Source organism: Sphingomonas aliaeris, from assembly GCF_016743815.1.
Lineage (GTDB): Bacteria > Pseudomonadota > Alphaproteobacteria > Sphingomonadales > Sphingomonadaceae > Sphingomonas > Sphingomonas aliaeris.
The window spans coordinates 3,722,294-3,741,681 of the sequence record NZ_CP061035.1 but is presented as its reverse complement, the minus strand read 5'-3'; the positions used below and the strand labels follow the sequence as shown (position 1 = coordinate 3,741,681).

The following is a 19,388-nucleotide window of genomic DNA, read 5'->3' as shown; positions in this document are numbered from 1 at the left end:
AAAGAATGACCGATTTCAGCGATCTGCTGCTGCCGGACACCGTGGTTCAGGGTGTCACTGCGGCGAGCAAGAAGACATTGCTGCCGCAACTGGCCGGCATCGTCGCATCGGCGCACGATCTCGACGCCAAGGCGGTCGGCGACGTCTTGATCAAGCGCGAGAAATTGGGTTCGACTGGTTTCGGCGGCGGCGTTGCGATTCCGCATGGCAAACTGCCCGGATTGACGAAGGTGGTCGGCCTGTGTGCCAGACTGGCGCACGGTATCGATTTCCAGGCGATCGACGATCTGCCGGTCGATCTGGTCTTCGTATTGCTGTCGCCGGTCGATGCCGGGCCGGAACATCTAAAGGCGCTGGCCCGTGTCTCGCGCCGATTGCGGGACCGGACTTTCGTAGCAAAACTGCGCGGCGCCGGATCGCGCGACGCGATCTACGCGCTGCTCACCGACGACGAAGCGCGCGATGCCGCCTGACGCGGCGGACGCTGGCGCGATCGAAGGCGAGCAGGCGCATTTCCGTGCTCTGGAATCGCTCTATGCCGCCGCGCCGATCAACCGTCTGTTCGATTCGACGCTTGAGATCGCCGAACGTGGTCTCGCGCGAATCCGGTTCCAGATCGACGATCGCTACTTCCACGCGGCGGGCGCCGCGCACGGCACCAGCTATTTCAAGATGCTCGACGATGCGGCCTTCTACGCCGCGAACAGCCTCGTCACCGATCGCTTCCTGCTCACGACGTCATTTAACCTGTTTCTCACCAAGCCGCTGAAAGCCGGGCCGGTCATCGCGGAAGGCCGGTGGATCAGCGGGCAGCGGCGAGTGTTCGTTGGCGAAGCGCGGCTGATCGATTCCGATGGCGAGGAAGCCGCACGTGGAACGGGAACGTTCATGAAATCGCGTATCCCGCTCGCCGGTTTACCGGGATACCGCGCGCTTCCGTGAGCGGGCGATTGCCCAGCGGCGTCCTGGTCAGCGCCATCTTGCGGCGGGTCAACGACGCCGGAGGAATGGGCATGATGCTGGCGAAGGGTGACCCGCAGGGTGGCGCCATTTTGATCATCGCATTGGAAAACAACGCAAATCCGCGCGCGCTCGAACGAGGAATCACGTCCGATGGCACGGTTGGCCTGCTACGTTGGACACCCCGAGATATGGGGGATTCGGCCGAAGTGACCGCCTATTGGCAGCGTCGGCGCCGAAACGACCCAGATTTGTGGGTGATCGAACTGGACATCCCGTTTGTCGAACGGTTCGCCGCTGAAACGATCCTCGATCATTGACGTGTTGCGCCGCACAATGCAGTCGGATTGCATTGTGAATAGCGTTGTGTCGAAACGGGTGCGATCCGGGTCGATTACGCAGTCGGGGGCAAGCCCGGACGATGAACCCCATTCAGGGTGGGAAAGCATCGCATCCGCGCACCAACCGCATAGTTTGAAGTATGAATGTCGTTTTTTCAACGCGCCGCAACGCTTGCGGCGATGACGCTCGGGATTGCCTTTATCGGCTCCAGCACCCCCGGCTTCGCTTTTCAGGGTACGCATGTTGTAAACGCAGGTGAACCGAATCCGGTTCCCGCGGTCGCCGAGATTCCCTCCGCCGACACGCTTTCCACCCCCGCCCTTTCCCAGACCCAGACCTCTTCCCCCATCGCGCAGCCTGCCGTCGTTCAGAACGACGCGGATGACGGCTATGACAGCCTCTCCGAAGCAGTGGCCGATCAGGATTCCAGCGCAGATTTGAACGAGGACCTGACGTGCCTGGCCGGTGCGATCTATTTCGAATCCAAGGGTGAACCGCTGTCGGGCCAGCTCGCCGTCGCCGAAGTGATCATCAACCGCGCCAAGTCCGGCCGGTTCGGATCGTCCATCTGCGGCGTGATCAAGCAGCGCGGGCAATTCTCCTTCGTTCGTGGCGGCCAGATCCCGTCCATCCCAAACAACAGCAATTACCGTACCGCAGTCGCAGTCGCGCAGGTCGCAATGGGTGACGATTGGGCGAGCCCCGCACCCAACGCCTTGTATTTCCACGCACGCCGCGTCGCGCCTAGCTGGCGGATGCAGAAGGTCGCTGCGATCGGCAATCACGTCTTCTACCGCTGAACCGGCGGTTTCGACTTTACCTGTTCGTGTAATGTTCTAGATCGGGTGGATGCTCCAGCGTCCGCCCGATTCCTGTATCGACGCCCCTGGCTCGCCATTATGCGCCGCCGACGTCTGCCGCGGTACGACGCGAATGCTGTTGCGGCACGATCTCATCGCGATGGGAGAGGTGCCGCTGGACGGCGGGCGTCGCGCCGATCTGATGGCGATCGACGCGCGCGGGCAGATCGTGATCGTGGAGATCAAGGTCTCGCGCGCCGACCTGCTCGGCGACGGGAAATGGACCGATTATCTCGCGCATTGCGATCGCTATTACTGGGCGATCCCCGCGGGGTTCGACGCATCGCCGCTGGATGGCGCCGCCTTCCTGCCGGAACGCACCGGAATCATCATCGCCGACCGATATGACGCGGCGATCGTCCGCGAGGCGCACACCGACCCATTGTCGGCCGCGACGCGGAAGAAATGTACGTTGGCGTTCGCCCGGCGTGCGGGGCGGCGGCTGATCGGGACGATCGATCCCGATGCGGACGGGCTCGCCTGGCCGTGACGGGGGTGGCCGGTGGGTCGGCTGGATGTTCCGACGATTCGTGAGACTTACCGCGGCCCAGACCACCTTCGTCCTGAGCTGTCGAAGGACGGCGAGGCAGGACAGGCGCTTCAACAGGCTCAGCACGAACGGGTTGGGGGGTTAGTGATTCTGTTCTGGGGAGCCGGATCGCCCTAAAGCTTCGGCCCAGACACCGCGCGGCGCTTGGCTTTGGGCGCATCCGCCAGCGCCTTGGCGACGGCGGGGGAGCGGGTGTCCAGCTTGGCATAGTCGCGGGCGGATTGACCGGCCAGCAGATCGGCCTGGTCCGGATCGGCCCCGGCTGCGAGCAACGTCTGGATCATCGTCAGGTCGCGGCGGCGGACCGCGGCGATCAACGCCGTCTCGCCATTCGAATTGCTGAAATTGACGTTCGCCTTGCCCGCGATCAGACGCTCGACCAGGTCGTTCCGCCCGCGATTGGCAGCCATAACGATCGGCGCATTGCCGGCATTGTCGCGAACATTGGGGTTGGCACCCTTTGCCAGCAGGAACGACAGATAGGTTTCGCTGCCATTCTGCACGACGATGTGCATCGCGGTCTCGCCGGTCGTGATCGACCGCGTGTTGATGACGGTCGTGCCGGGCTTGTTGAGCATCTGCTCGACATCGTTGCCCTTTTCGTTCTTCACCGCGTCGAGAAACTTATACCCCTCGGACTGCTGCTGCGCGGCGGCGGGTGCCGCGGCCACGGCGATAAGGGGAACGGCGAGCAAAGCGGCGGCGAAGGCGCTGCGAAAGGATGTGGCGACCATCGTGAAGGGGAACCTCGGCGGATTGAAGGGACACGGATCAAAAAGTTATGGATTCGGTGGATTCTACGGACCCGAACTTGCGCCGCCGCACGTAACAGATCATGGCTGGCGACGCCATGAACGAGATCGTCCGTCTGGTTGCCGCGCTATCGATCGCGTGTCTTCCCATCGCCTGTTCCAGCCCCGCCGCGCCCGCCGCCAGCCCCCCGCTGGAAGGTGCCCGGATCGGTGGGCCCTTCGCGCTGACCAACCAGAATGGCCAGAAGGTGACCGAACGGGCGTTGCTCGGCCGATATGCCATCGTGTATTTCGGCTATACGTCCTGCCCGGATGTATGCCCCGTCGACATGCAGAATATCGGTGCCGGCCTGCGGACGTTCGAGAAATCGGATCCGGCGCTCGGAGCGAAGGTCGTGCCTGTCTTCGTCAGCGTCGATCCCGAGCGAGACACGCCAGCGGTGCTGAAACAGTTCGTCGGCGCCTTCCATCCGCGCACGATCGGCCTGACCGGCAGTCCCGAAGCGATTGCCGCCGCCGCCAAATCCTATGCCGTGTACTTCAAGAAGGGCGAGGTGACGTCGAACGGCGGCTATATGATGGATCACAGCCGCGTCGCCTATTTGATGAGTCCCGAAGGCAAGCCGATCGCATTGTTGCCCAGCGACAAGAGCGGCGATGCCGTCGCCGCAGATCTGAAGCGCTGGGTCCGTTGAGCGGCGATACCGAAGGCGCATTCTGGGAAACCAAGCGGCTCGAGGACCTCGATCGCGGGCAATGGGAGGCCTTGTGCGACGGCTGCGGCAAATGCTGCCTGCACAAGCTGGAGGATGACGAGACAGGCGAACTGCTCACCACCAACGTCGCGTGCAAGCTGCTCGACCGGCGCAGCGCGCAATGTTCGAACTACAAGCATCGCTTCGCTTTCGTGTCCGAATGCGTGCGGCTCACGCGCGACAACGTCCACGATATCGACTGGCTGCCCAGCACCTGCGCCTATCGCCTGCGCCGTGAGGGCGAGCCTTTGCCGCGCTGGCACTATCTGGTCTGCGGCGACCGGGAAGCGGTGCACCGCGCGGGCGAATCCGTGCGCGGCTGGACCGTGTCGGAGGTCGATGCGGGCGAACTCGAGAACCACATCGTCGACCGGCGGCTGTGACGGCCAACATAACGGCCGACATCGAAGTCGTTCGCAACGCGCGGTCGCGCCGGGCGAAGCTGTCGGTCGATCCGGCTAGCGGTCGGGTGCGCCTGACATTGCCGACACGGACGCCGATCAAGGCGGCGTTGCGCTGGGCCGAGCAACAGCGCGTGTGGATCGATCGCCAGCGCGCGCGACTACCGCAAGCGCGGCCCTTCGCGCCCGGCGCGATCCTGCCCGTCGACGACGCCATGCTGTCGATCGCCTGGGCGGAGGATGCGCCCCGCCGGATCGCGCGCAACGGCGACACGCTGACCTGCGGCGGGCCGATCGACGGCTTGTCCCGCCGGATCGAGGCGTGGCTGAAACGCGAGGCGCTTCGCATACTGACCGACGACACCGCCGAATTCGCCGCGCGCGCCGACGTCACTGTGGCGAAGGTGTCGGTCGGCGATCCGCGCTCGCGCTGGGGCAGTTGCGCATCGTCAGGCGTGATCCGCTACAGCTGGCGGTTGATTCTGGCGCCGGCGTTCGTGCGCCGATCCACCGTCGCGCATGAGGTCGCGCACCGCGTGCATATGAACCACGGCCCGGCCTTCCACGCGCTCGCCGATGCGCTGACCGAAGGCGATCCGGAGGAGTCGCGCGCCTGGCTGAGGGCCAATGGCGCCGCGCTTCACTGGTTCGGACGCGAATCCTGACTGCGATCCGCCGGCCGGTCGGGCGCCCGGTCTGCGGGGGAGACCCGGGCGGTGCGCGCGGAGCCGGGGCGGGGCGCGACGGCTGGTTGCGGTCCAGCACTCGGTCGATCCACTGCTGGTCGAGCTTTTCCGTCTGGGGTGACGTCGTCGTCGTGGTCGTGGTCGAAGGGTTTGCCGGCCGCGCGGCGGGCGGGGGCAGGGGGTTGCCGTCCGCATCGACCTGTTCGTCCTCCTGCTGCGGTTGCGCCGCCGGGTCGACCGGATTGCCATCCGCATCGACGAACAGGCCATTGTCGGCCTGGCCGAAATAGCTCTCCTCGTCCGGCTCCAGCTGCCATTCGGGCAAGGTCACCTTAGTATCGAATTCCTCGATCGGCCGCTTGGCGACCGCGGGCGTCATGAACGCGGCGAAGGCGCGGGCGGGCGCGGTGCCGCCCTGCAATCCAGGCACGACGCGCGCATCGTCGCGGCCCATCCACACGCCGGTGGTTAGTCCCGACGAGAATCCGACGAACCAGCCGTCCTTGTTCGAGCTGGTGGTACCGGTCTTGCCCGCGACCGGACGGCCGATCTGCGCGGCCTTGCCCGTCCCGGTGTTGACCGCGGTCTGCAACAGGTCGGTCATCTGCGCCGCGACATAGGGGGCGACCAGCACCTGGCTGGTATCCACCTTCTGCTGATAGATCGTCTCGCCCTGCGCGGTGACCTTGGTGATGCCGTACGGGGTCACCGCGACGCCTTTGTTGGCCACGCTGGCAAAGGCGCGGGTCATGTCGATCAGCCGTACGTCGCTGGTGCCGAGCACCATCGCCGGATGCGTATCGATCGGCGTCGTGATCCCGAAACGGCGCGCCATGTCAGCGACCGTGCCGAACCCGACCTCCTGGCCCAGCTTCGCCGCGACGGTGTTGACCGAATAGGCGAAGGCAGTGCGCAACGTCATCTCGCCACGGTTCGCGCCCGACGAGTTGCGCGGGCTCCAGCCGTTGATCGCCACCGGTTCGTCGACCACCTTGTCCTCGACCTTGTGCCCTGCCTCCAGCGCGGCGAGGTAGACAAACAGCTTCCACGCCGATCCCGGCTGGCGAACGGCCTGCGTCGCGCGGTTGTAGATCGAGCTGACATAATCGGTTCCGCCGACCATCGCGCGCACCGCGCCGTCGCGGTCGATCGACACCAGGGCGCCCTGCGCGTTCTTCGGCGCATTGTTGCGGATCGCCGCATCGGCGGCGCGCTGCATGTCCAGGTCCAGCGTGGTCCACACTTCCAGCGGGCGCGTCGTCTCGTCGATCAGCACTTCCAGCTGCGGCAGCGCCCAATCGGTGAAGTAGCGCACGCTGTTCTGCTTCGGCTCGGGCGCCAGCGTCACGCTCTTCGGGTCGGCGGCGGCGGCCTGTGCGGCGGTGATGGTGCCCGTCTCGCGCATCAACTGGATGACCACGCCGGCGCGACCGATCGCCGCCTCGGCATCGGCGGTGGGAGAATACCGTGACGGTGCCTTGACCAGACCGGCGATGACGGCGGCCTCGTTCAGGTTCAGCGTCTCGGCGCCGTGGCCGAAGAATTTGCGCGATGCGGCATCGATGCCGTACGCGCCGCCGCCGAAATAGACCTTGTTCAGATACAGTTCGAGGATCTGGTCCTTGGAGAATTTCCGCTCCATCGCCAGCGCAAGGATCGCCTCGCGCGCCTTGCGGCTGACATCGTATTTGTTCGACAGGAATATCGTGCGCGCGACCTGCTGCGTGATCGTCGATGCCCCCTGCAGGCGGCGACCGGTGCCGCGATGCTGATAGGCAAGCTTGGCCGACCGGGCGAGACCGATCGGATCCACGCCGGGATGCGACCGGAACCGCCGATCCTCGACCGACACCATCGCATCGCGCATCACGTCCGGAATCTGATCGTAAGACAGCCATTCGCCATAGCTTGGCCCGAGCGACACGATCACCGTACCGTCGGCAGCGTGGACGCGGATCATCTGGCCGTTGGGCGACGATTTCAGTTCATCGAAGCTCGGCAGTTGCGACCGCGCGACATAGACGGCGATGACCAGCCCGATCAGCGCGAGCACCCCCAGCCCGAACAACACCTGGATCGTGCGCACGATGCGACGACGCCACGGCGACCGGGTCTTGGAACGGGATTTGGGGGAGGGTGCGCGGGCCATGTGAAGCGCGGATACGGATAGGCGTTATACGCAGGCTGAACAAGCGCCAGAAACTACACCGCAACGATACCGCAACGGCATGCCTATCGGCCCCTAGTCCTCCGTGCCGCGGGCCCGGAAATCCAGGCTCAGCGAGTTGATCGCGTATCGAAGGCCGGTTGGCGGCGGGCCGTCGTCGAACACATGCCCGAGATGCCCGTCGCAGCGCGTACAGCGCGCCTCGATCCGCTTCGCTCCGCTGCCCGCATCGCCGTGCGCGCCGACCCGATCCGCGCCGATCGGCTGGGTGAAGCAGGCATATCCGAATTCCGTCTCGAACTTGTCCGCGCTATCGAACAGCGGCGTCGCGCATCCGGCGCAGCGGTACAGGCCATCGGACCGGTTATTGTCGTATCGTCCGGTAAAGGGCGCCTCGTTCGCCCCCTCGCGCAACACACCATATTGGTCCGGGCTCAGTCGCTTGCGCCATTCGGTCTCGGACAGGGTGAAACGGTCCATGATCTGCCGAAAAAGCCCCTTGCCGGCCGCATTGCCCGCCGCATCGTTCAGCCGCGATCATGGCCGATGCGCGTCGCGCGGGCGATAATCTCGATCAGCGCCGGGACGTTTCGTGCCAGCGGCAATGCCGCCCGGGCGATGCCCGGACGTTCGGCCGCAGCGCGGATCACGCCGGCCAGCCCGATCGGCCGTGCCAGATCGCGCGCCAGCCGTTCCTGAAACGCAACCGCGACGCCCGGGCCATGCGCGACGTAGGCGTTGGCGGCACGGATGCCGCTGGCGATTGCGATCCCCATGCCTTCGCCCGCCAGCGACGGGATGACGCCAGCCTGATCGCCCAGCCGGAAAAGACCCGCCTCGCCGTGTCGCACGCGCCAGCCATAGGGGACGTTCGCCACCGCATCGATCGCACCCCCCGCGCGATACGACATCCGCTCGGCCAGCCGCGGGCTTTCGATCGCGAGGGCGAGCATGAGTTTCTCCGGGTCGCCCGCATCGCTCAGTCGCGATCGATGCACCGCCATGCAAAGGTTGGCGGTGCCATCCTCCTGCATCACGATACCGGCATAGCCCCGGTCGAACAGGTGAAGCTCGATAGACCCTCCGATCAACCGGGCAAGTCCGGGTGACGGACCCAGACGCACGCGCAGACCCAAAGTCGGATCGGCCCCGCGCGCGTCCTCCGGGCGGGCCAGGCCGCGTACGTCATGCTTGCCGCTCGCCAGGAACAGCGCGTCCGTCTCCAGCATCGTGCCGTCATGAAGTCGCGCCGCGCGACTGGTCGTCTCCTTCACCGTCACCCCGCGCTCGATCGCCGATCCTGCCGCTGCCGCACGGGCGAGCAACAGCGTGTCGAGGTGATGGCGCGACACGCCATGCGCCGGACGGGGCAATCGCGCCTCCGCCACGCCGTTCCCGCTGAACAGCCGCACGTCGGTGACCCGCGCGGGGCCGAGTGCGTCCGTGTCCACGCCGATCGTCGCCAGCGATTCCAGCGTCCGCCAGCTCAGGAAACCACCACACAGCGCATCACCCGTCTCGCGCGTCCGCTCGATCAGCAGATGCGGCCGCCCCGCCTGCGCCAGGCGGATCGCCGCGCTCGCGCCCGCCGGGCCTCCGCCCAGGATCAGCGCAGGCGTTCGACGCACAACCGGAACGGGAATCGGCGCATTATCTGCGCGTCGGAAATACCGGCTTCGGCCAGCAATGGGGGCCATTCTTCGGGTCGATAGGAACGGGCGATCGACAGTGTGCCGTCCAGCCGCACGATCCGGTGCCACCCGAACACGCGCGCGAGCAGCGGATAGCCCGCATGCGCAAAGCCGTGACGATGCAGATCGTTGACCAGCCAGCCCCTTACTGCGCGCGCTTCCATGAACCGCAGGAATGCGATCAGTTGCGTATGCGTCATGTGATGCGCGACCAGACTGCTGATGATGAAGTCGAACGGTTCGTCCTGGTCCGCATAATCCCCCGTCACCCACCGGATCGGCTGATCCGGTGGCGTATGGGCGCGCGCCGCTAATTCGCTACGCGGGTTCAGATCGACGCCGACCAGATGGGCCTCGATCCCCTGCCGGCCTGCCCAGCGCGCGATCCGTCGCAGCATGTCGCCATCGCCGAAACCCACGTCGAGCAGGCTGAACCGCGGCAATCCGGCCGTTCCACGCCGCAGGAAATCGATCGTCGGTCGCCCGGCCATCGTAACCGCATTGACCCGCGCAAGATCGCCGACGACCGCGGCATAGGTCTCCGCGTCCAGATCGTCGGCGTCCATCAGCTCCTCGGCGATGGCGCGGTGTTTCAGGCTCACGCCGCCGCGCCCGCCGCGCTGCGAAAGCCGAACCCCTCGGCGGCAAGACCCGGTCCGAACGCCAACGCAACGCCGTCACGGATCGGCGGCCCGTCGAGCATCCGCGCGAGCGCGAACATCAACGTCGCGGACGACATGTTGCCATTCTCCGCCAGCACCGCGCGCGATGCGGCCAAGGCGTCGGGCGACAGGCAAAGGCTGGTTTCCACCGCATCCAGGATAGAGCGGCCCCCGGCATGCACCGCCCAGCCGTCAATTTCCTCCGGCAAGCGACCACCGGTCGCTGCATGTGCGAAATCCGGGTCGGCCAATCCGGCCGCGATCCTCGACGGAACTTCGCCCGACAGATGCATCGCGAACCCACGATCGGTGATGTCCCAGCGGATCAACGCGTCGGATTCGGGCAAAGTGGTCGCAAATGGCTGGCCGATCGAAAAGCCCAGCGGCTCCGCCGTGACCAGAGCCGCCGCCGCGCCGTCGCCGAACTGCAGCATCGCCAGCAGCGGCTCGATCTCCGGCGTATCCTGCAGGTGCAGCGTGGACAGTTCAACGCATACGACCAGCACGCGCGCGGCGGGATCGGAGCGGACGATATGCCGCGCGCTGCGGAGCGCCGCGACCGCGGCGTAACAGCCCATGAACCCAACCAGCAGCCGCTCGACAGATGGCGCGAGGCCGATCCGCCGCGCGACGATCTGGTCCACGCCCGGCGCGACGAAGCCGGTGCAGCTCGCGACGACCAGATGGGTGATATCGTCCAGCGACACCTTCGCCCGCAACGCCTCTATCGCGGCGATCGCCAGATCCGGGGCGGCCTGCGCGTACAGTTGCATCCGCTCGGCCGTACCGGGCAGGATCGCATCGGCGTAAAATCCCCCGGCGTCCACCGGCGACCCGCCATCTTCGCCCACCGGCAGTACGGACCAGCGATGGCCGATCCCCGATCGCGCCGCCATCCGGTCGAACAGCTTCGCCGACCGGGCGTCGTCCAGCCGCGCGCGTGCCCAGCCGATAAAGGCGTGGTGGATGTCATGGCCGGGAACGGCCGTACCGATCGCGTTGATACAGGGGGCTGTATGATTGGGGTCGGCGGAATGGTCTGGGGACAAGGGCGGCTTTCAGTCGCGCAGGGTTTGGCCCCTGCGTCGATCGTTCAACGCTACTCCTTTACAGTCGATCCACCAGCCCGAATATCGTTGCGTACGCGGATGTTATGGTCGGTGCGCCCACCGCGACTTCGCACCTACAGATCGTAGACCGGAAACGCATCGGGATCCCACGGCGGATAGACGATCGGCTTGTCGCCAAAGTGCCGCCGCACCGATCGCGCGCGCCGGTCCGCCAGATCCTCCTCGGGGTCGATCTCGTCGGGGTAGAAATAGTTCACATCGAATCGCCCGTCCCGCAGCACATATTCCAGTTCGGACCACCGGTCGTCACCCTCCTGCGCTTCCCACAATTCGAGCAGCGCATAAGGAAGCCGCCGGTTCAGCGGGTCGCGGTACAGGAACTGGTTGCCGAGAATCTTGAAGATCGATTCGCCGATATAGTCATGCCCGACTTCGGCATAGAGCAAGGTATCGACGCCGGGATAGTCCCGGTCCTGCGCCAGCAATTGCCCGATTTCGTTGAGCAAGGCATCCGACCCATCCGTTTGCACGACGTTTCTCCGATCGTTCGTTTGGGATCAGCGTGAGCCGGGGTGCAGCGTGGATGCCGGTTTAACTAGAGCGGCGTCGCATCACGTATCGCCTCCAGTTCAGCCAGCCTCACGGGATCGTCCGCCGCCAGCTCCTCCTCAAGATAAAAATCGAGCGGTATATTACGAACGATATCATGCGACTCACCAGTATATTCCGAAGCAACGATTGAAAACGCATCGATCAGCTCCCGGAGGAAAGGTTTGTCCAATAACAAAAGAAGATGTCCGAGATATTCCATGATCTCGCAGGATTCGTCCGGATCGAGCAATTCATCATCCGTAACGCTACAAAATACGACAAATACAGCGATAATCCGCGCGACTTGAACAGCTATCATGGTTTGACAATCCTCACTTTGATGTTTTTCACGTTCATCTCTTTAAGTAGCTTCAAGGCTTTCTCTTTTTGAAGGGCAGTAGGCACCTCCCAAAGGCCGATCTGTCGATTTTGCGCTAAAGCTTGGGATTGACGCAAAACCTGTGCCCTCGCTCTTGGGCGGTTCACTACGGTCCATTTGCGGTCGATTAGGTAATCGCCATCGATACCGTCGAACTTCACGGGCCGTTTTGAGCCATCCGGCAAGGTTCGCATCAGTGTGGGGGCCTTACCGGGCCGTGCGCCGGTCGCAGAATCGTTATATATTTTCCAGAGTTCCCTGCTCTTCAGATTTTCGTTCGCCCAACCGATCTCCGGTGGCAGGTAGGTTGTCCTAGGCCGCGCCTTCCGTATCGCCCGCGCAACGGAAATCCTTGAAAGGGCGGGAATCGGAGCGGCCGCCAGGGCCACGTTGCCAACGACCGATCCGGCGGCCCGGCCAATATCGCGTGCCGAAGCCTCACGGGCGATTTTGGCCGCGCGCGATATTTGGACGCTGGCGGGCGTATCCTCCGCCACCAAGGCATCGTCCACAGCATGTGCTAATCTGTCGCCCAGGTTACGGGCAGTGGTCACAGGATTTGTCGTCAGTGCAGAATATAGCCCGGATACGGCGCCTTTGCCGGTAGAATATATCTCTTCACCAAAGCCGATGACCCCTTCGACGACTGGATTCTTCGTATCATTCAAGCTCAGAGTATTTGTCCGAGTGCGATTTCTGATCGCGGCTTGATCGTTCAACTTGGGACTGACGACTGTTCGTGGCCGGGTGGGCGACGCATTCGCCAGCGCACTGCTTCCCCCGCGAGGCTTGCGGGTGGCGCCAGAGTTCTCAACATTACGTGGTATGTTGCGCGCGCGGGCGACCGTCATCGTACCGCCGGCATTACCATATCGACGCCCTGACCCGACGAATGTGAACCGGCCGTCTTCGGTGTCATGCCAGGGATTGAATTTGAGTTCGTGTCCGTCCGCATTGCGCACGGACGGCAGTCGGCCAGTACGCAGCCATGTGGAAAAGCCTTGCCGCCGTTCAGTGTCCGATAGGTTCATCTTGCCCCCCGCGGTCGTTGCGGTGAGAACATTTGAGGAACACAATCCAACAAGTCAAACGGCCGAATCGGCGGCAAAGCGCTGGTTCGGGAACCTTGCCCCGTTAGCTCTTCGTATCGGGGGATTTAAAAAAGTGGTGCGGCCGAGAAGACTCGAACTTCCACGGGCTTTCGCCCACAACGACCTCAACGTTGCGCGTCTACCAATTCCGCCACGGCCGCACGTAACACTCGCCGGGCGGACCCGGCAGCTGGTAGGCGAGCGCCCCTAGCAAGCGCTTGAGCCATTGGCAAGCGTACCGTGCGCGGGTCTGGCGACGCGGCACGCGCCGCCGGCGCGATTATTGCGGGGAGCCGCCCGAGAAGCTCAGCACCAGCTTTTCCGAATTGACCGGCACGTCCAGCTTGGCGCTGTTGAAATCGACCGAACCACGCGGCGGCAATGCGGTGACTTCCGGCCGGATCGTCCAGCTGTAAACCAACCGGCCTTGGGCATCGCGCAGCTCGGCGCGGATGTCGGGGACGCTCTGGTGCGTGTCGGTCGGGTTGGTCACCTTGCCGCTAACCGCGAACATCTCGCTGCCATTGCTCAATTCGCGCCGTTCGATCGGATTGTCGATCAGCCGCAACGGCGTTTCCTGCGGCGCGATCGGCAGGCCGAGCCGCTGCGCGATCCCGGTATCGCCGGTAAAGACGAGCGCGATCAGCCCGGCGAGCAGCAGGAAGCCGACCACGAAGGCGATGATCGTCCACTGCTTCGTCCGGTTGCGCCGCGGCTGGAACGGCGCTTGGTGCGCGAAGGGATCGTAGTCATCCGTTTCGCTCGCCGGGGGATAGACGTCGCGCGCCGGGGGCGGGGGCGATGCCTCTCGCATCTGCTCGGTCACGTCCGGTTGCGCCACCGGAGCAGGCGGGGCGGCCGGCTCGACAAGCGGGGGCGTGGCCGCGTCGGCCTGCGCCCGTTCAACCAGATCGGCTGGTTCGGCTGGTCCGGACGCCGGCGCCTGGAACCAGCTGTGTCGGCAATTGGCACAGCGCACGGTGCGGCCTTCGGCGCCGATCGCGGTATCGGGGACGGTGTAGCGGGTCCCGCATTCTGTGCATTCGAGGATCATCAAGGCTCTTCGCGCTCTGCACCCAGGAGTATGGGGCGGCAAAACTAAACACGCGATGGCGGCAACTGGCAAGAGCGCTCGATACGTCTCGTTCCTGCACCACACCCCGCGCTTGCCGCGCGGGCAGGGCCCCTACTACCCCGCGCTTGCCGCGCGGGCAGGGAACGTGCGAAGGCTGACCCGGGGCATACATCAGGTAACGAAGCAGGCACTCGCCGGTAATGGCCAATATCGCGCAGTTCGAGAATGTTGGGCTGCGGTATGGCACCGGGCAGGAAACGCTGTCCGATGTCTCGTTCACCCTGGCGAGCGGCGCTTTCTATTTCCTCACGGGGTCAAGCGGCGCGGGCAAGACGTCGCTGCTCAAGCTGTTGTATCTAGCGCAGCGCCCGACGCGCGGTCTGATCCGGCTGTTCGGCGAGGATGCCGTCACGCTGCCGCGCAAACGCCTGCCGGGTTTCCGTCGGCGCATCGGCGTCGTGTTCCAGGACTTCCGGCTCGTCCCCCACCTGTCCGCTTTCGACAACATCGCGCTGCCGTTGCGCGTGTCGGGCGTGCCGGAAAGCGATATTGCCGAGCCGGTGCGCGAGATGCTCGCCTGGGTCGGGCTGAACGACCGTGCCAATGCGAAGCCGCCGACCTTGTCGGGCGGTGAACAGCAACGCGTCGCGATCGCACGCGCCGTGATCAGCCGGCCGGAAATCCTCGTCGCGGACGAACCGACCGGCAACGTCGATCCGGACATGGCCGAACGCCTGCTGCACCTGTTCCACTCGCTCAACCGGCTGGGGACGACCGTCGTCGTCGCGACGCATGATTTCCATCTGCTCGGGCGCATCCCGGGCGCGCACATGATGCGTCTGGATGGCGGCCGCCTGCTCGACCCAACGGGATCGCTCCGCTTCCCGCCCGCGCAGGCGGACTAATGCCGGTTAAGCTCATCCCGTCCGCCGCCGACCGCCGCCTGCTCGACGAAAGTCGCGGCACGCGTGCGATGACGTGGATCATGGCGATCATGCTGTTTCTCACGGTGCTCGCCGGTGCGCTCGGGCTGGGCACGCGATCCGCGGCGGCATCGCTCGACCGGCAACTCGCCGGGCGCCTGACCGTACAGGTCGTCGCGCCGGTAGGATCGGTGCGCGAGGCCCAGGCGGCGGCGGCACTCCGGGTGCTGCGCGGACTGCCTGACGTCAAGCGGGCAGTGATGGTCGATCGTGCCGAACTCACCGATCTGCTCCGGCCGTGGCTGGGCAGTGACGCAGCCGATCCCGATCTTCCGATCCCGGCAATGATCGACGTCGATCTTACGCCCGCATCGAGCGCGTCGATCGCACGCGCCACCGCCGCGGTCCTCGCGGTTGCTCCTGCAGCGCGGATCGACCGTCAGGAAAGCTGGATGGCACCCGTCCGCACCTTCATGGGGATGATCACCAGCCTGGCCGGCGCGATCGTGCTGCTGATGGCGGCGGCGACCGCGGCGGTGGTTATCCTCGCGGCGCGCTCGGGGCTGGATACGCACCGTGACACGATCCAGGTGCTTCACATGCTGGGATCGACCGATATCCAGGTGTCGCGCCTGTTCCAGCGTCGCATCGCGCTGGATACGCTGGTCGGCGGCGTGATCGGCACCGCCGTCGCCTGTGCGCTGATCGGTCTGGTTGGAATGCAATTGGGCGCGATCGGGTCCGATCTGCTGTCCGGGGTGATCCTGTCGCCACGCGACTGGGCGCTGCTCCTGTCGCTGCCCGTGCTGTTCGCGCTGCTCGCCACGCTGGCCGCGCGCATCGCGGTGACGGCGGCGTTGAGCAAGATCCTGTGAGCGCCGCTCGCCACGGCCGGCCGGTATGATCCGGCGGCTACTGTCCCTCATGCTGATGCTATGGCTGCTCGGGTTCGCCGTGTTCATGCTCGTATTGTCAAGGCCGCTGAACGACGTGGTGACCGATGCGATCGTCGTCCCCACCGGCGGCCCAGGCCGGATCCAGCGCGGTTTGGAACTGCTTCAGGCGCGCGCCGCCAAACGCATGCTGATCACCGGGGTCGCGCCGGAGGTGGAGGCAAGCGAACTCGCCGCGGAATACAAGGTGTCCGACCAGATCTTCGATTGCTGCATCGATCTGGGTCAGGAGGCGGTCGATACCAAATCCAACGCGACCGAAACCGCACGCTGGGTGCGCGATCATCGCTACCGGACGGTGCGGCTGGTCACGTCGGACTGGCACATGGCGCGCGCGCGGCTGGAACTCGCCTACGCGCTCGGCAACGATGTCGAAGTGGTCGGCGACGGCGTCCCCAGCCATCCGCGCTTCGCCACCCTGGTCGCCGAATATAACAAATTCCTGCTGCGGCAGATCGCCTTATGGACTGGAATCGGACGATGATCGCCCTGCGCAACCTGCTGTTCAAGATCGTATTCTACACGATCTCCGTCCCGATCGTTCTCGCCACGCCGATCAGCGCGCTGTTCGGCCGAAACGCGATCATCGTCAACACGCACATCTGGACCGCCTTCCACCATTGGGCGACGCGGACGTTCCTCGGCATCCATCAGAACATCGAGGGCACGAAATTTCCCGGCGGCCCGGTCATCTATGCCGCCAAGCATCAGGCGATGTATGAGACGCTGGAACTCGGCCGGATGCTCAATACCCCGGCGATCGTGATGAAGCAGGAACTGGCCAGCATCCCGGTCTGGGGCTGGGCCGCGCGCATCTACGGCTGCATCGTCGTCGATCGCGAGGCATCGGCCGGGGCATTGCGCCGCATGGTCAAGGAAGCGAAGACCGCGCTCGCCGAGGGACGCTCGATCCTGATCTTTCCAGAGGGCACACGCGTCCCCCCCCGGCGAACACCCCCCGCTGCGCGCCGGGTTCGCCGGCCTATATCAGATGCTCAAGATTCCCGTCGTGCCGATCGCGATCGATTCCGGAATAGTCTGGCCTCGTCACGGCCCGAAAAAGGCGGGCATCGTGACGTTCCGCTTCGGTGACGTCATTCCCGCAGGCCTGCCCCGCGAGGAAGCCGAAGCCCGCGTCCATGCCGCGATCAACGCGATGGATGTGGCGAAGGGTTGATTCGACGTGCCTTGAGGGGGAGGGGGTGCCGTTACTGCTCCGCCCTGAAGGGTGGCGTCCTTAACTGCTCCCCTCCCTGAAAGGGAGGGGCCGGGGGTGGGTCGATGCGCGCGATACGGCAACCCAAATACAAGCGGCAACGGTACGCCCGGACAACACCCACCCCCAACCCCTCCCTTCCAGGGAGGGGAGCAAGAAGCGGCCACCGACGCCCACCTAACAAGGCCGGCAAGAAGTCCCCACCGCCCCCTTCCAAAACCCTCAGTCGTGCGTCCGCCCGAAATCGGGCGCAGGATCGTCCTGCCCCTGTTCGATGATCCCGCGCCGTATGTCGCGCGTACGGGTGAAATGCTCGAACAAATCGTCGCCCTTGCCCAGCCGAATCGCGCGTTGCAGCGCGGTCAAATCCTCGGAAAAGCGTTGCAGCATATCCAGCACTGCATCCTTGTTGGTCAGGAACACGTCGCGCCACATCGTCGGGTCCGACGCCGCGATCCGCGTGAAATCGCGAAAACCGCCGGCGGAATATTTGATCACCTCGGACTGGGTCACTTCCTCCAGATCCGATGCGGTGCCGACGATCGTATAGGCGATCAGATGCGGCAGGTGGCTCGTCACCGCCAGCACGCGATCATGATGTTCGGGCGCCATCATCTCGATGTCCGCGCCCAGCCGGCGCCAGAATTCCGCCACGCGCTCGACCGCGGCCGGGTTCGCGCCCTCGGGCGGGGTGATGATGCACCAGCGTTTGTGGAACAGCGACGCGAACCCCGCATCCGGCCCGCTGCGCTCCGTGCCCGCCACCGGGTGTGCGGGGATGACGATCGCGCCGGGCAACGCCTCGCCCAGCACGCGCGCGACCTCCGCCTTGGACGATCCGACATCGCTGACGATCGCATCGGCGGGCAGGTCCTGCGCGAACTCTGCCGCCGCCGCGCCCATCGCGCCGACCGGCACGCACAGGATCACCAGATCCGCGTCGATCACCGCCGCGCCGCTCGAATCCGCCACGTCGTCGCACAATTGCAACCGGTCCACGGTCTCGCGCACCTGCGGGTCGGCATCGTATCCCGTCAGCCGCACGGTCGGCATCGCCAGCCGCACCGCGCGCGCGATCGACGATCCGATCAGCCCCAGCCCGATGATCGTGACGCGCGAAAACGGCAGCATCAGCCGGCGGTTTCGACCAGATCGCGCAGCGCGCCCAGCACGCCCTGTGTCTCGTCCGCCGTGCCGATCGTGATGCGCAGCCCGTCGGGCAGGCCCTGACCGGGCAGCCAGCGGACGATATAGCCCGCATCCATCAGGCCCTTATACGCGACCTCTGCGGTCAGCTTGCCCTCGAACAGCACCAGCACGAAGTTCGCCTGGCTCGGCACCGCGCGCAGGCCCGCATTGCCCAGCTTGCCGATCTCGTCGCTGAACCAGCGGCGCCACTCCGCATTGTGCCCCCGCGTATTGTCGACGAATTCCGTATCCGCGACCGCCGCGACCGCCGCCGCCGTGCCTGCGATCGTGATCGAGAAGGGCAGGCGGATGCGGTGCATCGCGTCGATGATCTCCGCGGATCCATATCCCCAGCCGATCCGCTCCGCCGCCAGCCCGTACATCTTGGAAAAGGTCCGCGTCACCAGCACGTTGGACGCGCTCTCGGCCAGAGCCATCCCGCCATCCTCGGCATCGCCATCGATATATTCGGCATAGGCATGGTCCAGCACCAGCAGGATGTCGGGGCGCAGGCCAGCGTGCAGCCGCGCGATCTCGTCGCGGGCCGAATAGGTGCCGGTCGGGTTGTTCGGATTGGCGACATAGACCAGCTTGGTGCGATCAGTGACGCAGGCCAGGATCGCGTCGACATCGGTCGCATAGTCGCGGTCCGGCGCGATCACCGGAGTCGCGCCGACGCGGCGGGTGGCGATCTCGTACACCGCGAAGCCGTAGCGGACATGGATGATCTCGTCGCCCGGCCCGGCGAACGCGCCGGCGACCAGATGCAGCACCTCGTCCGATCCGTTACCATAGATGATCCGCGCCGGGTCCAGACCGTGCTTCGCGGCCAGAACGTCGCGCAACTCGGTCGCGCTGGCGTCGGGATAGCGTTCCAGCTGGTTCGCTGCCCCGGCGAACGCCGCACGCGCCGCCGGGCTGGTGCCGAGCGGATTCTCGTTTGATGAAAGCTTGATGACCTTGCGGCCATCATCGGTGGTCGACCGGCCCGGAATATACGGGGCGATCGCCAGGATCCAGGGGTTGGCCACGGGTTTGGCCGAGGATTTGGTTTCGGGTGCGCTCATGCGCTGGCG

At 65.3% G+C, this 19,388-nt stretch carries 22 protein-coding genes, 1 tRNA gene and 2 pseudogenes; 12 read left to right on the top strand and 13 right to left on the bottom strand.

The genetic code is table 11. The features are described 5' to 3' along the window. Nucleotides 1–5: 5 nt before the first annotated feature. The 5 genes from H5J25_RS17765 (at nucleotide 6) to H5J25_RS17745 (ending at nucleotide 2,652) form a co-directional block, all read left to right on the top strand. Entirely contained in the window at nucleotides 6–473 is a 468-nt protein-coding gene (locus tag H5J25_RS17765) for a PTS sugar transporter subunit IIA (RefSeq protein ID WP_202093359.1), read from the top strand. Further along, nucleotides 463–942, top strand: coding sequence for a PaaI family thioesterase (locus H5J25_RS17760; protein ID WP_202093357.1), 480 nt, complete (start codon nucleotides 463–465; stop codon nucleotides 940–942). The genes H5J25_RS17765 and H5J25_RS17760 overlap by 11 nt, the downstream gene beginning before the upstream one ends. Next, a complete protein-coding gene (locus H5J25_RS17755) occupies nucleotides 939–1,280 on the top strand; it encodes a DUF1491 family protein (protein WP_202093355.1) in 342 nt (113 codons plus the stop codon). The genes H5J25_RS17760 and H5J25_RS17755 overlap by 4 nt, the downstream gene beginning before the upstream one ends. Before the next feature lie 165 nt (nucleotides 1,281–1,445). After that, the gene (locus H5J25_RS17750; protein ID WP_202093353.1) at nucleotides 1,446–2,102 is read left to right on the top strand and encodes a cell wall hydrolase; all 657 of its coding nucleotides are present in this window, start codon (nucleotides 1,446–1,448) and stop codon (nucleotides 2,100–2,102) included. 49 nt (nucleotides 2,103–2,151) lie between these two features. After that, complete coding sequence (locus H5J25_RS17745; protein WP_202093351.1) at nucleotides 2,152–2,652, top strand: MmcB family DNA repair protein; 501 nt, start codon at nucleotides 2,152–2,154, stop codon at nucleotides 2,650–2,652. A 173-nt stretch (nucleotides 2,653–2,825) separates the two neighbouring features. On the opposite strand, the gene H5J25_RS17740 is transcribed toward H5J25_RS17745, so the two are convergent. Continuing rightward, nucleotides 2,826–3,446, bottom strand: coding sequence for an ankyrin repeat domain-containing protein (locus tag H5J25_RS17740; RefSeq protein ID WP_202093345.1), 621 nt, complete (start codon nucleotides 3,444–3,446; stop codon nucleotides 2,826–2,828). 101 nt (nucleotides 3,447–3,547) lie between these two features. Between H5J25_RS17740 and H5J25_RS17735 the strand changes: the two genes are divergently transcribed. The 3 genes from H5J25_RS17735 to H5J25_RS20945 are packed head-to-tail and all read left to right on the top strand — an operon-like array spanning nucleotide 3,548 to nucleotide 5,285. Beyond that, entirely contained in the window at nucleotides 3,548–4,159 is a 612-nt protein-coding gene (locus H5J25_RS17735; protein ID WP_202093343.1) for an SCO family protein, read from the top strand. Beyond that, nucleotides 4,156–4,602, top strand: a complete 447-nt coding sequence (locus H5J25_RS17730; protein WP_202093341.1) for a YcgN family cysteine cluster protein — start codon at nucleotides 4,156–4,158, stop codon at nucleotides 4,600–4,602. Before H5J25_RS17735 ends, H5J25_RS17730 begins: the two co-directional genes overlap by 4 nt. An 8-nt stretch (nucleotides 4,603–4,610) precedes the next feature. After that, a complete protein-coding gene (locus H5J25_RS20945) occupies nucleotides 4,611–5,285 on the top strand; it encodes a M48 family metallopeptidase (RefSeq protein WP_225883549.1) in 675 nt (224 codons plus the stop codon). 445 nt (nucleotides 5,286–5,730) lie between these two features. Here H5J25_RS20945 and H5J25_RS17725 read toward each other — a convergent pair. The 10 genes and pseudogenes from H5J25_RS17725 to H5J25_RS17680 form a co-directional block, all read right to left on the bottom strand. Next, a pseudogene (locus H5J25_RS17725) lies at nucleotides 5,731–7,266 on the bottom strand (transglycosylase domain-containing protein); the annotation flags it as partial. 282 nt (nucleotides 7,267–7,548) lie between these two features. Further along, the gene (gene msrB, locus H5J25_RS17720) at nucleotides 7,549–7,953 is read right to left on the bottom strand and encodes a peptide-methionine (R)-S-oxide reductase MsrB (protein WP_202093338.1); all 405 of its coding nucleotides are present in this window, start codon (nucleotides 7,951–7,953) and stop codon (nucleotides 7,549–7,551) included. Between the two features lie 47 nt (nucleotides 7,954–8,000). Further along, nucleotides 8,001–9,101 (bottom strand): NAD(P)/FAD-dependent oxidoreductase, encoded by a 1,101-nt coding sequence (locus tag H5J25_RS17715; RefSeq protein WP_202093336.1) that lies wholly within the window; start codon nucleotides 9,099–9,101, stop codon nucleotides 8,001–8,003. Then, complete coding sequence (locus H5J25_RS17710) at nucleotides 9,080–9,766, bottom strand: methyltransferase domain-containing protein (protein WP_202093334.1); 687 nt, start codon at nucleotides 9,764–9,766, stop codon at nucleotides 9,080–9,082. The genes H5J25_RS17715 and H5J25_RS17710 overlap by 22 nt, the downstream gene beginning before the upstream one ends. Continuing rightward, nucleotides 9,763–10,875, bottom strand: coding sequence for a type III polyketide synthase (locus H5J25_RS17705; protein WP_202093332.1), 1,113 nt, complete (start codon nucleotides 10,873–10,875; stop codon nucleotides 9,763–9,765). Before H5J25_RS17705 ends, H5J25_RS17710 begins: the two co-directional genes overlap by 4 nt. A 134-nt stretch (nucleotides 10,876–11,009) precedes the next feature. Further along, nucleotides 11,010–11,426 (bottom strand): hypothetical protein, encoded by a 417-nt coding sequence (locus tag H5J25_RS17700; protein WP_202093330.1) that lies wholly within the window; start codon nucleotides 11,424–11,426, stop codon nucleotides 11,010–11,012. 65 nt (nucleotides 11,427–11,491) lie between these two features. Then, nucleotides 11,492–11,806 carry a hypothetical protein gene (locus H5J25_RS17695; protein WP_202093329.1) on the bottom strand — a complete coding sequence of 105 codons (315 nt, stop codon included), beginning with the start codon at nucleotides 11,804–11,806 and terminating at the stop codon, nucleotides 11,492–11,494. Next, the gene (locus H5J25_RS17690; protein ID WP_202093328.1) at nucleotides 11,803–12,897 is read right to left on the bottom strand and encodes a hypothetical protein; all 1,095 of its coding nucleotides are present in this window, start codon (nucleotides 12,895–12,897) and stop codon (nucleotides 11,803–11,805) included. The genes H5J25_RS17695 and H5J25_RS17690 overlap by 4 nt, the downstream gene beginning before the upstream one ends. Before the next feature lie 134 nt (nucleotides 12,898–13,031). Next, a tRNA-Leu gene (locus H5J25_RS17685) sits at nucleotides 13,032–13,118 on the bottom strand. A gap of 119 nt (nucleotides 13,119–13,237) precedes the next feature. Next, entirely contained in the window at nucleotides 13,238–14,011 is a 774-nt protein-coding gene (locus tag H5J25_RS17680) for a zinc-ribbon domain-containing protein (protein WP_202093327.1), read from the bottom strand. A 221-nt stretch (nucleotides 14,012–14,232) separates the two neighbouring features. On the opposite strand from H5J25_RS17680, the gene ftsE reads away from it, so the two are divergent. The 4 genes and pseudogenes from ftsE to H5J25_RS17660 all read left to right on the top strand — a co-directional run bounded on the left by ftsE (nucleotide 14,233) and on the right by H5J25_RS17660 (nucleotide 17,085). Beyond that, nucleotides 14,233–14,937 (top strand): cell division ATP-binding protein FtsE, encoded by a 705-nt coding sequence (gene ftsE, locus H5J25_RS17675; RefSeq protein WP_202093326.1) that lies wholly within the window; start codon nucleotides 14,233–14,235, stop codon nucleotides 14,935–14,937. After that, nucleotides 14,937–15,830, top strand: coding sequence for a cell division protein FtsX (locus tag H5J25_RS17670; RefSeq protein WP_202093325.1), 894 nt, complete (start codon nucleotides 14,937–14,939; stop codon nucleotides 15,828–15,830). Before ftsE ends, H5J25_RS17670 begins: the two co-directional genes overlap by 1 nt. A gap of 25 nt (nucleotides 15,831–15,855) precedes the next feature. Further along, entirely contained in the window at nucleotides 15,856–16,392 is a 537-nt protein-coding gene (locus H5J25_RS17665; RefSeq protein WP_202093324.1) for a YdcF family protein, read from the top strand. After that, a pseudogene (locus H5J25_RS17660) lies at nucleotides 16,389–17,085 on the top strand (lysophospholipid acyltransferase family protein). The gene H5J25_RS17665 and the pseudogene H5J25_RS17660 overlap by 4 nt, the downstream one beginning before the upstream one ends. 261 nt (nucleotides 17,086–17,346) lie before the next feature. On the opposite strand, the gene H5J25_RS17655 reads toward H5J25_RS17660, so the two are convergent. After that, nucleotides 17,347–18,255 carry a prephenate/arogenate dehydrogenase family protein gene (locus H5J25_RS17655; RefSeq protein ID WP_202093323.1) on the bottom strand — a complete coding sequence of 303 codons (909 nt, stop codon included), beginning with the start codon at nucleotides 18,253–18,255 and terminating at the stop codon, nucleotides 17,347–17,349. Further along, nucleotides 18,255–19,379 (bottom strand): histidinol-phosphate transaminase, encoded by a 1,125-nt coding sequence (hisC, locus tag H5J25_RS17650; protein WP_202093322.1) that lies wholly within the window; start codon nucleotides 19,377–19,379, stop codon nucleotides 18,255–18,257. Before hisC ends, H5J25_RS17655 begins: the two co-directional genes overlap by 1 nt. Nucleotides 19,380–19,388 lie beyond the last annotated feature (9 nt).

What these genes read in the sequence shown, in the direction of transcription:
- H5J25_RS17765 (WP_202093359.1), top strand. Translation starts at nt 6, where the DNA reads ATGACCGATTTCAGCGATCTGCTGCTGCCGGACACCGTGGTTCAGGGT.
- H5J25_RS17760 (WP_202093357.1), top strand. Translation starts at nt 463, where the DNA reads ATGCCGCCTGACGCGGCGGACGCTGGCGCGATCGAAGGCGAGCAGGCG.
- H5J25_RS17750 (WP_202093353.1), top strand. Translation starts at nt 1,446, where the DNA reads ATGTCGTTTTTTCAACGCGCCGCAACGCTTGCGGCGATGACGCTCGGG.
- H5J25_RS17745 (WP_202093351.1), top strand. Translation starts at nt 2,152, where the DNA reads ATGCTCCAGCGTCCGCCCGATTCCTGTATCGACGCCCCTGGCTCGCCA.
- H5J25_RS17740 (WP_202093345.1), bottom strand. Translation starts at nt 3,446, where the DNA reads ATGGTCGCCACATCCTTTCGCAGCGCCTTCGCCGCCGCTTTGCTCGCC.
- H5J25_RS17735 (WP_202093343.1), top strand. Translation starts at nt 3,548, where the DNA reads ATGGCTGGCGACGCCATGAACGAGATCGTCCGTCTGGTTGCCGCGCTA.
- msrB (WP_202093338.1), bottom strand. Translation starts at nt 7,953, where the DNA reads ATGGACCGTTTCACCCTGTCCGAGACCGAATGGCGCAAGCGACTGAGC.
- H5J25_RS17695 (WP_202093329.1), bottom strand. Translation starts at nt 11,806, where the DNA reads ATGATAGCTGTTCAAGTCGCGCGGATTATCGCTGTATTTGTCGTATTT.
- H5J25_RS17690 (WP_202093328.1), bottom strand. Translation starts at nt 12,897, where the DNA reads ATGAACCTATCGGACACTGAACGGCGGCAAGGCTTTTCCACATGGCTG.
- H5J25_RS17680 (WP_202093327.1), bottom strand. Translation starts at nt 14,011, where the DNA reads ATGATCCTCGAATGCACAGAATGCGGGACCCGCTACACCGTCCCCGAT.
- ftsE (WP_202093326.1), top strand. Translation starts at nt 14,233, where the DNA reads ATGGCCAATATCGCGCAGTTCGAGAATGTTGGGCTGCGGTATGGCACC.
- H5J25_RS17670 (WP_202093325.1), top strand. Translation starts at nt 14,937, where the DNA reads ATGCCGGTTAAGCTCATCCCGTCCGCCGCCGACCGCCGCCTGCTCGAC.
- H5J25_RS17665 (WP_202093324.1), top strand. Translation starts at nt 15,856, where the DNA reads ATGATCCGGCGGCTACTGTCCCTCATGCTGATGCTATGGCTGCTCGGG.
- H5J25_RS17655 (WP_202093323.1), bottom strand. Translation starts at nt 18,255, where the DNA reads ATGCTGCCGTTTTCGCGCGTCACGATCATCGGGCTGGGGCTGATCGGA.
- hisC (WP_202093322.1), bottom strand. Translation starts at nt 19,379, where the DNA reads ATGAGCGCACCCGAAACCAAATCCTCGGCCAAACCCGTGGCCAACCCC.